Source organism: Vibrio sp. 1S139 (assembly GCF_041439475.1).
Taxonomy (GTDB): Bacteria; Pseudomonadota; Gammaproteobacteria; order Enterobacterales; family Vibrionaceae; genus Vibrio; species Vibrio crassostreae_C.
Genome location: NZ_JBGOOD010000095.1, coordinates 1 through 10546 on the forward strand (window position 1 = coordinate 1; position 10546 = coordinate 10546).

11 protein-coding genes and 1 pseudogene are annotated in these 10546 nt (G+C 43.5%); 1 reads left to right on the forward strand and 11 read right to left on the reverse strand.

All coding sequences use genetic code 11. The features are described 5' to 3' along the window. Positions 1 to 16: 16 nt before the first annotated feature. The 4 genes from ACED46_RS20380 to ACED46_RS20395 all read right to left on the reverse strand — a co-directional run bounded on the left by ACED46_RS20380 (position 17) and on the right by ACED46_RS20395 (position 3607). Complete coding sequence (locus tag ACED46_RS20380; RefSeq protein ID WP_371722300.1) at positions 17 to 271, reverse strand: hypothetical protein; 255 nt, start codon at positions 269 to 271, stop codon at positions 17 to 19. Positions 272 to 281: 10 nt separating this feature from the next. Continuing rightward, a complete protein-coding gene (locus tag ACED46_RS20385; RefSeq protein WP_017066686.1) occupies positions 282 to 1139 on the reverse strand; it encodes an ABC transporter substrate-binding protein in 858 nt (285 codons plus the stop codon). A gap of 221 nt (positions 1140 to 1360) precedes the next feature. Continuing rightward, positions 1361 to 1741, reverse strand: a complete 381-nt coding sequence (locus tag ACED46_RS20390) for a hypothetical protein (protein WP_371722302.1) — start codon at positions 1739 to 1741, stop codon at positions 1361 to 1363. Positions 1742 to 1894: 153 nt separating this feature from the next. Next, positions 1895 to 3607, reverse strand: a complete 1713-nt coding sequence (locus tag ACED46_RS20395) for a pseudouridine synthase (RefSeq protein ID WP_371722303.1) — start codon at positions 3605 to 3607, stop codon at positions 1895 to 1897. 279 nt (positions 3608 to 3886) lie between these two features. On the opposite strand from ACED46_RS20395, the gene ACED46_RS20400 reads away from it, so the two are divergent. Further along, complete coding sequence (locus ACED46_RS20400) at positions 3887 to 4339, forward strand: NUDIX pyrophosphatase (RefSeq protein WP_371722304.1); 453 nt, start codon at positions 3887 to 3889, stop codon at positions 4337 to 4339. Positions 4340 to 4356: 17 nt separating this feature from the next. Here ACED46_RS20400 and ACED46_RS20405 read toward each other — a convergent pair whose 3' ends face one another. The 7 genes and pseudogenes from ACED46_RS20405 to ACED46_RS20435 form a co-directional block, all read right to left on the reverse strand. Continuing rightward, positions 4357 to 4794 carry a bifunctional diaminohydroxyphosphoribosylaminopyrimidine deaminase/5-amino-6-(5-phosphoribosylamino)uracil reductase RibD gene (locus tag ACED46_RS20405; protein ID WP_371722305.1) on the reverse strand — a complete coding sequence of 146 codons (438 nt, stop codon included), beginning with the start codon at positions 4792 to 4794 and terminating at the stop codon, positions 4357 to 4359. A 178-nt stretch (positions 4795 to 4972) separates the two neighbouring features. Then, on the reverse strand, positions 4973 to 5533 hold the full coding sequence (locus ACED46_RS20410; protein WP_371722306.1) for a nucleotidyltransferase family protein: 561 nt from the start codon (positions 5531 to 5533) through the stop codon (positions 4973 to 4975). Next, positions 5533 to 5820, reverse strand: coding sequence for a putative quinol monooxygenase (locus ACED46_RS20415; protein ID WP_108156688.1), 288 nt, complete (start codon positions 5818 to 5820; stop codon positions 5533 to 5535). Before ACED46_RS20415 ends, ACED46_RS20410 begins: the two co-directional genes overlap by 1 nt. Before the next feature lie 957 nt (positions 5821 to 6777). Then, on the reverse strand, positions 6778 to 7635 hold the full coding sequence (locus tag ACED46_RS20420; protein WP_017060585.1) for a hypothetical protein: 858 nt from the start codon (positions 7633 to 7635) through the stop codon (positions 6778 to 6780). Further along, positions 7635 to 8489 carry an ABC transporter ATP-binding protein gene (locus ACED46_RS20425; protein ID WP_017060586.1) on the reverse strand — a complete coding sequence of 285 codons (855 nt, stop codon included), beginning with the start codon at positions 8487 to 8489 and terminating at the stop codon, positions 7635 to 7637. The genes ACED46_RS20420 and ACED46_RS20425 overlap by 1 nt, the downstream gene beginning before the upstream one ends. Continuing rightward, entirely contained in the window at positions 8486 to 8857 is a 372-nt protein-coding gene (locus ACED46_RS20430) for a GntR family transcriptional regulator (RefSeq protein WP_017060587.1), read from the reverse strand. The genes ACED46_RS20425 and ACED46_RS20430 overlap by 4 nt, the downstream gene beginning before the upstream one ends. A 223-nt stretch (positions 8858 to 9080) precedes the next feature. Further along, positions 9081 to 10493 (reverse strand): annotated as a pseudogene (locus ACED46_RS20435) (EAL domain-containing protein); the annotation flags it as partial. Positions 10494 to 10546 lie beyond the last annotated feature (53 nt).

Genomic DNA, 10546 nt, shown 5'->3' on the forward strand with positions numbered 1-10546 from the left:
GAAGCCTTTTTTCTATCTAAATAAACAAGTTAGCTCTTAAGATCCTGTCTATGTACGCTTCAATGATATTAAGTATCAGTGTCTTATCGTATGCATAAACAGGTTCTTGCAATATCACACTTAATTCAGAGGTTATACGCTGGATTTCTTGTGAAGATTTATCAGTAACGTTTGATTGGTTAATCATAAATTGGATTGGCAAAGCGATAGCAGCAACAATAAGCATCACTGCAGCGATCAGTAAAACCATTTTTTTTGTTATTTGGTTCATAAAAATGTACTCAGTTGGCAAGCGGATCAAAGAAATATTTTTCTGGGATAGAGCGGGTGTCTTCGGTCAGATATGGATTTTCAAGATCGATAATAGTTCGCTCTGAAAGGTTGGCCCGTGAGAGCGCCATTCTTACTTCGGAGTCTTCGAAAAAGAGTTTCTCATAGGTGCCATCAGCGAAAATTTCTTCAACCACTTCTGTGATGTGTTGCTGAAGTTCTGTGTTTTCTTTTTGGACAAAGAGCATATATGGCATGCGATAGCGGAGCATGACATGACTATCAACAGCTAAAGGTAGTTCTGGGTATGATTGCATTTCTGCAAATGGTTCCATGACACCACGAGCAAACAAGTGGCACCGATTACCAGCAAGCATCATCTCAAAAATATTTGGATATTTAAGCGATTTAGCGGTTTTTATACCATTGGCATCAAGAATGAATGTGTCTGGCCATGTTTTCCCTGAACAAACTTTAAAGCGCGTGAAATCCGCTTTAGATCTTACGTTTGCGAGTAATTGTTTATCTTTTTCATGAATTAATCCGATTCGCATACCAAGCATTCCTCGATATATAGGGAACAATATTGGAGCAAAGCGTTTTTCCATGTCGAGACTGGTCGCTGACCAATAAAGGTCAATCTCTCCCGACTCTAAATCCGCCATAACTCTTGATTGAGCAGGTTCCCCTGTTGCTTGATAGACAAACTCGATTTCATCGAATCGGCTCGAGCGATTAACTATTTCTTGAACCAAAGTAAGGTGCAGTTTTTTGTCATTCGGTTTACCTGGCAATCTTAAAGGTTCAGCGTAAGTTATTTGGCAAGTACTAAAAATAAGTATCAAAAAAGTAAAAATGGAGCGAAACATTCTTGGTTCTATAGGCGTGTGATTAAGTGGCGGTAATATCGGTTACCGTGTGCTATTTTGATACGAAATTAACGCCACATTGTGACTTTTCTCTCGTTTTGTATGGGTAATTTAATGCAAGGTCGGATCTGAAATATAAGCATGTAAATATAGGTTTCCAGCCCAATCAGGGTAGCTTGTAATCGCCAGCGACACATTGTAATGATTATCGACTTGGCTTGTTATCTTTTCTTTGGGCGTTTTTCGACTAAACCGTTACGCTCTAAACCGCGTCTAACACTGCTGCATAGCTTACCAAAACGGCGCAGTTCTTCGAAGTTGGGGGCTTGGCCAATTGAAATACGGTGCTCCCAGTACATCAACTCACTGTCGACCATCTCTAGTAGCTTTTTAGAGCAACCCGAGCAGTTTCCTTTTGGCCCACAGATAAACGTCTCCGATTCGTAAAGTGGGAGTTCGTTTTTAACTTCTTCAATTAAGCTTAGCATTGCCAAATTTAGATTAGGCTTTTTGGTTGCTAGTGGTTTCAAGCTTGGTGCTTGCGCAGTTATCAAAGAAGAAGTTTGTGTGTTGTGGTGTAAATTCAAAGCAGCTGATGACATATCAAAGGCCTCAAGGAGAGAAGAAGGAGGGCATGCTACTCTTCACAACAAAGTGAATCTTGATGTAGTGCAATAAGCGTGGAGATATACCCAAAAGAGGTAGGAGCCACAAGCGGTGTGACTCCTTTTAAAGCTCGGTACTAATGAGAGATTTTAGAATTCAGCGTCGAACTGGAATTCCATCCACTCTTTGGTGACTGGGTGGTGCAGTGCAAGTCTTTCAGCGTGTAGGTGCAGTCGGTCGGCTTTATTTCCATATAGGCCATCACCCACGATAGGCATGTTAAGCCCTTCTTGGTGTGAACAGTGAACACGTAACTGGTGTGTACGGCCTGTTTTAGGGTGCAGGTAAACCTTAGTGGTTTGCTCGTTTCGCTCAATCACTTCCCATTTGGTTTCTGCAGGCTTGCCGTGTTCGAAGCAAACAATCTGACGAGGGCGGTCATACAAGTCGCCACGCAATGGCAGTCGAATATAGCCTTCATCATGGTCTAGCTCACCTTCAATCATTGCGACATATCGCTTCTCAACTTCACGAGTAATGAACTGCTTCTGTAAGCTCTTGTTCGCACGTCGTGTGAGAGCGAAGATTAGAATGCCAGAGGTCGCCATGTCTAAGCGATGAATCACAAATGGGCCTTCAACATCGGGATGCATTTCTTGAACACGTGTGTAGGCGGAATCTTTGATGGTTTTACCCGGCACGGATAGAAAACCTGCTGGCTTGTGTACTACCACGATGTGCTCATCTTGGAACAGAATATCCAGCTCTTTGCCTTCTGCTGGGTTCTCTAGCAATGGGTTTGGATCGACTTCTAGGCCTTTCATCATATGGCCTAAAATCGGCACACATTTACTCTGACAAGAAGCGTAGTATTTCTTGTGCTTGCGGATTTCCGACTTTGGAGAGCGGCCCCACCAAAATTCAGCCAATGCCAGTGGCGTGTAACCATGTAAGTACGCGTATTGCAGCAATTTAGGCGCAGCGCATTCGCCAGAGCCAGCTGGTGGTATCTTGTTTGGCGTGTTTTCAAAGATTTGGTTAAGGTCTTCAACGCTTCCTTCCGCATTTTGGAAAGCGTATTGTGAAAACAACTTGTGTTGAAGCTGATGAGAAATGTGTGCTCTTTGCTCTTTTAGCTCAGCCAGTTGAGTGTTGAATACATCAACTTTAGCTTGCAACACTTGCAGGGTCTGTTCCCAGTTAAGTTTTAGGTACTTCTGCTGGTTCTTGTCGGCAACACTGGCTTTGTTTAGCTCATTATTTAGCTGTTCGAAAGTTTGCTCATCAAGGTTTTCTTTACCTTGTTCACGTTGTTCTTTACGCGTTTTTCGGCCTTCAATAATCAATAGACGTTGAGCTTCAATCTCTTGCTCGGCTTGCGCTTTTTGCTGTGCCAGTTGCTCGCACAATTCAAGGTATTCAGTATTTGCTTGCAGCGCTTTAAACTCAGCGTTGACAGCCATCATGTCGGCTGTGTCTTGATGGAAAAAGCTGTCGCTGCTGAGCATGTCGAACACGGGCGGTACAAAGTGAGGCAGTAGGTTTTGGTCGGCGATTTTCCCTGAAAAAGCAGAGAAGTACCCCAATTCACCTTCAGGGCTTTTCACCAATAACACACCAAACATTTTGCCGCGACCAGCGTCAGTATCAAGTCCGAAGTCATGCTGCCAGTCGGTTTGAGTTTCTAGATATTGTTGAAGCTGATGAGAAGCGATTTCACACAATGGGTGCGGTTCGTAGTAGAACGGGAATGTGAAACGCTCAGGCAACGAATATGACTCGATCGGCTGTTGAAAACGAGTGAAGCAATGCTCAGGTGTGTGGCTGTTTTCTGAGTCGTGCGTTGGTTTTGATGAGTGCATAGTCGTATTAATACTTATATCGTGGTGATAAATGGTTGTGAGTCTACTGTGTATGTTTAGAGACGTTAAACACAGTACAAGGCGGCGATTCTACTCTTTATCGAAAAGCGCCTCAAATAAGAAATAGTTCTATTACTGGATAGCCAAGCGACGAGCCTATGAGTTATGGCTTGAACGCCATTAATTGATGAGTAACTTCTCGTTTTTAATCATAGAAGACAATTTAACAAACCAAGGGTGGTAGCCTTGCCGCCCTCTTATTAAAACTAAGGTAACGTTATGATTCCACTCAATACTTCGATTGTTTCCGGTGTCGCTATTTCAGAGAGCGACGGACAAATGAAAATGCTATTAATGAAGCGTGTTAAAGGTGAGTTTTGGTGTCACGTCGCAGGCTCGATTGAAGCGGGTGAAACAGGCTGGCAGGCTATCGTGCGCGAGTTTGAAGAAGAGACCCAAATTAAAGTGGAAGCTTTGTATAACGCGCAGTTTCTGGAGCAGTTTTATGAGGCGCACGTGAATGTGATTCAGCTAATCCCTGTGTTTGCGGTGCTATGCCCACCCAACCAAGCGATTGAACTGAATGACGAACACACCGAGTATCGTTGGTGCAATTTAGAAGAGGCAAAAGCGTTGGCACCATTCCCTAACCAACATGCCGTCTACGATCATATTTGGTCATACTTTGTCGGTAAGCCAGTCAATCCGCTTTATCGAGTCAAATTGAGCTAGCGTTGGCTGTTTAAGAGCTAAGATTTACCAAGATATGGGGTTAGAAAAGCACTCACTTGCGCTTGGCATAACCCCACATCCACCTTCACGCCGTGCGATTCAAGGATCGCAACACCACGACCATTATTGCGAGGGTCTGGGTCTAGCATCGCTATTACCACGTGTTTTACACCTGCTTTAACCAATGTATTGGCGCAAGCGGGAGTTCTGCCGACAAATGAACATGGCTCTAAAGTTACGTAAGCGGTAACCCCTTCCATTTCTCCGTCCAATCCGTCGTCATAGCTATTGAGCGCTTCAACCTCGGCGTGGTTACCGCCGACCTTCTGTGTATACCCAACAGACACCACCTTATCGTTCTTTACCAAAACGCAGCCTACTGGCGGGTTTGGTTGGCAATCGGGTAGGGCTTGGCGCGAAGCTTCGAGTGCTTGCAGCATGTATTGTTGGTTCATGGTCGTTACTCAGTATGACGAGAGAGCGTAGCAGCTAGTCGCCACGCGCGGCTGATTAGTTGGTTAGTTACTAACTAACTTACTTACTAAGTTAATAAGTTAATAAGTTAATAAGTGGGGCATGTTCGATCTGATTGGGATTTTAGTCAATGGTTTTAGCTTTGAATTCGAAAGCTAGTTAACTGTGACTGATCGTTAACTTGGACCACTGGGTCAGCCAGTACTTGGATTGTACTCTTTGATCAAAGATATCTCGGTTACGCTTTGGGTTGGGTGTGATTTGCAAATCAAACAAACTCTCTAAACCAAAAGACGAAATACACTCGATGTCTCCATTGAGGCTTTGCTTTACGGCGACTGCGGTTTCTTTCTCTGGCCAGTAACTCATCGCATCCAATGAGCTTTGGTAAGACTCATCCCCATTTTTGGTGTGCATGTTGGCTTGATTGCGAACTTGCCAATTCAATTCAGGTAACCGTTGTTTAAGCTGAGCCTCGTATCGAAGATCCGATTCGTAAGAGGTATCAATGGGATCAAAGTAGATCACATCAATATCATTGAGTGGAGTCGGGGAGGCATAACCATGTAGGTGATCCCAAACGAGGTTTCTCACAAAGCCCGCAGCAACATAGCAATAGCACTGCGGCAAATCCAGCTGAGCGACACAGTCTAAAACCTGCATTCGTAAGGGATCTTGCTTGATCAACGTGACGATACTGTTGGCTAGCGGATGTATCATTACGATGTCGGAACATCGGTGACTTGGTAATGACGTGTCACGTTCTTGGAGGTTTCACCCCATTCAGACGCTTTTACTCGCTGTTGGTGCGCTTCGAATGCTTTTCGGCTAGTGAATTCTTCATACACTTCAAAGCGATTAGGTTGAAGCGTGCTCTGACTGACTCGAAACACGATACAACCAGGTTCTTCCAGTGTTAGTTCTTTGTGTACAACCAAGGCTTGTGTGACGGCTTTTAGGTCGTTGTCTGGCACTAGAATATGCCCTTGCAGAATTACTTTACTCATAATTACGTCCATTTAATTACGTCTATTTAATTTTGTCCACTACGGCTTTTTTCTATAAAAAGCTTTACCCGTTACAAACATAATCCCATTTTGATGTTGTGACGTATAGGCTAATGTGGCGATTAATTGTTCACATTGAATACATCATTGGTTACAGCGTAACTTTAGGGGCGGTGTGAGCAATAAAAAATAAGACGTTGGAACTAAATCCGCGTTGGTCCGGTCTATTAAATTAGTATCATTGAACTGTATTGATACTGAAATGAATTTGTCATCTGAGAGAACTAACCTTAATTTTGAAGAGCGGCTCATAGGATTGAATTGAGCCATAGTTGATATCTAGGTCATACTTTGATGTAAATGGTACTCAAAACTCTATAAATTTTGTGATTTGTATCATTGATCTGGACATCAAACACCGTTAGATTCGAATGGTTGGCAATAAAAATAGCTCATGAAGAGCAGTTAAAGAAAAGGAAATATCCCTTATGAAAAAAATGAGAAGAGCACAGCTTCATCGCGTTCGCATCCAATACTGGAAAGACACAGCGAAAGAAGCTTCAAAGAAATAAGCTTTAAATCGTAAAGCTTTAAGATAAAAAAAGCTGAAAAGCTTAATCAAATGTAAAACGCAACAAATCGATTTCATTAGTACTATCAAGGACCTTCATCTGGTCGGCGACTAAAGAAATCATCCCCAAAGAGCTGGCAGGCATTAACAACAATGCAATTCAATGTCAGCTCATTAATACCTCCTCTAAGTTTATCTTCGTTTGTTAAACCTGTTACCCCAAACTAAAGCTTGTTCCTTGTTCCTTGTTCCTTGTTCCTTGTTATCGCATCCCTGTACTCGTTAACGTCTTGATAATAAAAAAGCTCCCGATTTCTCAGAAGCTTTGATTTAGATTTTGATATCTGATGTGACTGCCCGATAAAGGCTCGTGCTTAGGATAGACTCTAACGTTGGAACAGCGTCTTTAAGCTCACATCGTCCGTTCTATTTAGCTTTAGGCTCAGTAGATAGCCACCAACACCGATCAGTGCGTAAATACCTAAAGATAAAATCGGCGCTTCTGCAATCGCACTTAATGGGTTGCTTGCTATGAGTACATTCATTGGTAATGACGCGATGAGAGATAGGAAGTCATTGATGCCATAGAACCCAAACACTGCGACAGAGAGGAACTTAATCGCATAGCTTGAGATGAAAATGACAAGCAATGGAGAGTTTACCAGCTGCGAAATCGCTAGAGTGACGGTTGCCAGTGGCAATAAAACCAGTGCAACTAACATCATTCGTCCAAAAAACACGACCCAGTTGCTCAGCACATAAAACAGAGATTGTTGTTCAACCAATAGCGCCAGTTGTTGTTCACTTGAGACGTTCAATATCCAGAATAGAAAATCTGCGAACAGTACTAACAATGCACAGATAGCCGGAATCACCACTAAACCGAAGCCGAGTTTCACACCGTGAGTCATTGCGTTAGATACCGGCATACTTCTCCAAAACATCGAACTGCCTTCTTGGCGCTCTTTACGCAGCGTTTTAGGGATGTAAAGCGTTGATAGGATCAGTGAAATAAGGCCCGCGCCAAAGTAGATCACTGAGTTGAGGTCTTGTGCGAACTCTCTGTGGATGTCGCTCACGTCACCGTTCACTTGCATTTCGAAGAAAAACTCATGCTGCGCTGCGCCATTGAAGAACAGACTAACGAACAGTAAGAAACCACATAACGCGACAAACAGAGGCAATCGAGTGTTAATTTTGTGCTCGATGAGTTCTTTTTCTAGCATGTAAAAACTTGGATGCATTATGCCTTCTCCGTCTGTGTTGCAAGGAATAGATCTGCGAGACCAACGTTATAGATGTTACCCAGTGATTCAACCTGCGCTTTGTATTGACCTTCCAATAACCACTTAGTGGTGCCCAGGCCTGATTGCGAGGTCAGTGGGTTGAGTTTCTGTATCTCGCTTGAATGGTTATTTGCGACTTCGATAATGAAATAGTCATTTTCGATGTCTTCCATGCTCTTTTGCAGCACACAATGGCCTTGTTTTAAAATCAGAACATCCGTTAATAAATGTTCAATCTCTGAAACCTCATGGCTTGCAATGATCATGGCGCGTTCGCCGTCGTGGAACCACTCAAGTAGATGGCGATAAAAAGTATCGCGGTACAGTAAATCTAGGCCAAGTGTAGGCTCATCTAAGATCAACACTTGGGTGTCAGTCGCGATGATGATCGCAAGGTGAAGTTGTACCTTCATTCCCTTAGAAAGCTGCTTGATAGTCGAAGAGAGCTTGATGTTGGTGCTGCTTAGCGTCTGTTCTGCTTTTTGCTTGTTGAAGCTAGGGTGCACACCTTGGGTGTATCTAAGCAGTTGCTTAACGGTCATCCACTCGGGTAACACGTTAACATCTGAAATGTACGACAAGTGCAGCATGAGTTCTGCATGCTGGTGGATAGGGTGGTAGCCATTAACCTCTATCTCACCTTGATAGCTGTGTCCACCAAGCAGTGATTTGATCAGTGTCGATTTCCCTGCGCCATTATGGCCCAGCAGTCCAAGCACTTGCCCCGGTTTTAACTCAAAGCTGATGTTCTCGACACCCACTTGATTTGAATAGGTTTTGGTTACGTTTTTCACGGAAAGTAACGTACTCATGACTTGTCCTTTATATGTTGTGCTAGCTGTTTCACGAGTTCTTCGACACTCATATCAATGATGCTTAGCGTCTCAGCGATGGCTGGGATCTGTGTGTTGATGAATGATTGGTGTGCGGACTCTTTCAATTTTTGAAGTGCCCCTTCGGCCACATACATGCCTTGGCCGCGTTTTTTCTCTACCAAGCCTTCATCCACCAGTAACTGGTAGCTTTTCATGACAGTAAGGTGGTTGATCTTGAGATCGGCGGCAACCGCACGCACAGAGGGCAATGCTTGTAGCTCTAGCCAAACACCCTGAAGAATTTGGTCACTGATCTTGGCGGCAAGCTGCCTAAAGATCGGCTGGTCGTCTTTCCATTCGGTCATAATTAAAACTGCATGGTGATATACATGTGTATAACACTAACCTATTTATTCGAGTTGGCAAGGATTTTATGAAAGTGCATCGGGTATTTTTATGTTTAGATAAAGCACGTTTGGTGGGGAGGGCACTTGAAGCCTACATCCTTGTGGGCTCTCAAGCAGCTGTATAAGCGATGATTATTTGAATAGGGAATGGTTGCTGATCAAGACTTCTATTAGGCTGGGCCTATTGCTCCTTTGAGTCATTAGGCCGGCTATACAGGTAACCTTGATGTAAGTTGTAGCCTAACTGACACAAGATATATTGCTGCCTACGCGTCTCGACACCTTCATAAATCATTGTGATATTTGATAGGCGTCCAATCTCCGAGATATTGAGCAATACACCCTGATGATGCTCTCCTGACTCGATATCCTTAACAAAGCAACGATCCAGTTTTAGATAGGCCGGAGAGATAACATTGATGATTTCGATGTTGTTATTGCCCGTACCAAAGTCATCCAGAGCGATAGTGATACCAAGCTTTTTGATATCCTTAATGTTATCGATAACCTCACACCCATAGCCAATGTTCGAATATTCAGTAATCTCTACGACAAACTCATTCGCTTCCATCGCGGCTAAATGCTCTCTGAGCCTTGCGAAGTTCGACCCTACCAAAGCACTCGGACACACGTTGACACCATAGATCTCATGGCTGTTGTTTAACTTCGCTTTTCTGACTGTCTCGATGAGTAAAATAGTATGAAAGGTGAGTAAATTGGTGCGTCTCATGGTGTTGATGAAGCTTAAAACGCCAACGTTACGCACACGAGATAACAACTCGTAGTAGAGAACGCAGTTGTCTTCGGTGTTGATGATCGGCTCTTCTTCAAAGGAGATGTGTTTCCAACGAAACAGGTAGATCACGAAACCCAGAATATAGGAGCGATAAAGCAGGGTGGCGAGTATCAGAGAAAGCGCAATCCATAGTGCAACAATGTCGTCACTGTAGAAGGTGATGGTTGCACCCGTTGGTAGGGAGGTTTGATAGATAGATTTACTCTCTTCGCCAAGGTTTAAGATGTGGTAACCATTCTTCTGGATGGAAATCGAATCGACTAATAGAGGCAATAGTGAGTTCTTGTATCGAGCTTCGATAGATCGTTTAGATATTCGAGCAACCATCTCAATGTCGTGCTCGGTATCCATGAAGCGTGAATAGGCAAAGTCAGCACTATCGTAGAAGTCGTCTAATTGATTGAGCTCTATCATCTTAGAACGTGTTTTAGAGATATAGCAGGAGTCATAAGGTGTGGTCATGACGACAGAATCAAGGTTGAGCGAGTGCCTTAGCGAGTGCACAGCCCCGTGGCTATCGCAACCGTAGTCCATGACTTCTGCGGCAATGTGTTTGGTGTTCTCACTGTATTCATTCGCAATCTTCGTCGTATAAAGGATTTGGGAAAAGTAGACAACGAATAGGAAAAAGGAAGAGATGGTGAACACGGCTATCAGAGCCTTAATCAGCTCTCGATGATAGGTGTTGAACATCAGTTTCAACATCTCGAACTGGCTGGGCTTGAACTGGTTGATGTCGTACTTAGGTGCGATACGGTTGGTTGAGCTTTTATCGAGATCGATAAAGTAACCTACCTTCATAGACAGGATCTTAAGAGCTAACTTGTTTATTTAGATAGAAAAAAGGCTTC

What these genes read in the sequence shown, in the direction of transcription:
- ACED46_RS20380 (WP_371722300.1), bottom strand. Translation starts at nt 271, where the DNA reads ATGAACCAAATAACAAAAAAAATGGTTTTACTGATCGCTGCAGTGATG.
- ACED46_RS20385 (WP_017066686.1), bottom strand. Translation starts at nt 1,139, where the DNA reads ATGTTTCGCTCCATTTTTACTTTTTTGATACTTATTTTTAGTACTTGC.
- ACED46_RS20390 (WP_371722302.1), bottom strand. Translation starts at nt 1,741, where the DNA reads ATGTCATCAGCTGCTTTGAATTTACACCACAACACACAAACTTCTTCT.
- ACED46_RS20395 (WP_371722303.1), bottom strand. Translation starts at nt 3,607, where the DNA reads ATGCACTCATCAAAACCAACGCACGACTCAGAAAACAGCCACACACCT.
- ACED46_RS20400 (WP_371722304.1), top strand. Translation starts at nt 3,887, where the DNA reads ATGATTCCACTCAATACTTCGATTGTTTCCGGTGTCGCTATTTCAGAG.
- ACED46_RS20405 (WP_371722305.1), bottom strand. Translation starts at nt 4,794, where the DNA reads ATGAACCAACAATACATGCTGCAAGCACTCGAAGCTTCGCGCCAAGCC.
- ACED46_RS20410 (WP_371722306.1), bottom strand. Translation starts at nt 5,533, where the DNA reads ATGATACATCCGCTAGCCAACAGTATCGTCACGTTGATCAAGCAAGAT.
- ACED46_RS20415 (WP_108156688.1), bottom strand. Translation starts at nt 5,820, where the DNA reads ATGAGTAAAGTAATTCTGCAAGGGCATATTCTAGTGCCAGACAACGAC.
- ACED46_RS20420 (WP_017060585.1), bottom strand. Translation starts at nt 7,635, where the DNA reads ATGCATCCAAGTTTTTACATGCTAGAAAAAGAACTCATCGAGCACAAA.
- ACED46_RS20425 (WP_017060586.1), bottom strand. Translation starts at nt 8,489, where the DNA reads ATGAGTACGTTACTTTCCGTGAAAAACGTAACCAAAACCTATTCAAAT.
- ACED46_RS20430 (WP_017060587.1), bottom strand. Translation starts at nt 8,857, where the DNA reads ATGACCGAATGGAAAGACGACCAGCCGATCTTTAGGCAGCTTGCCGCC.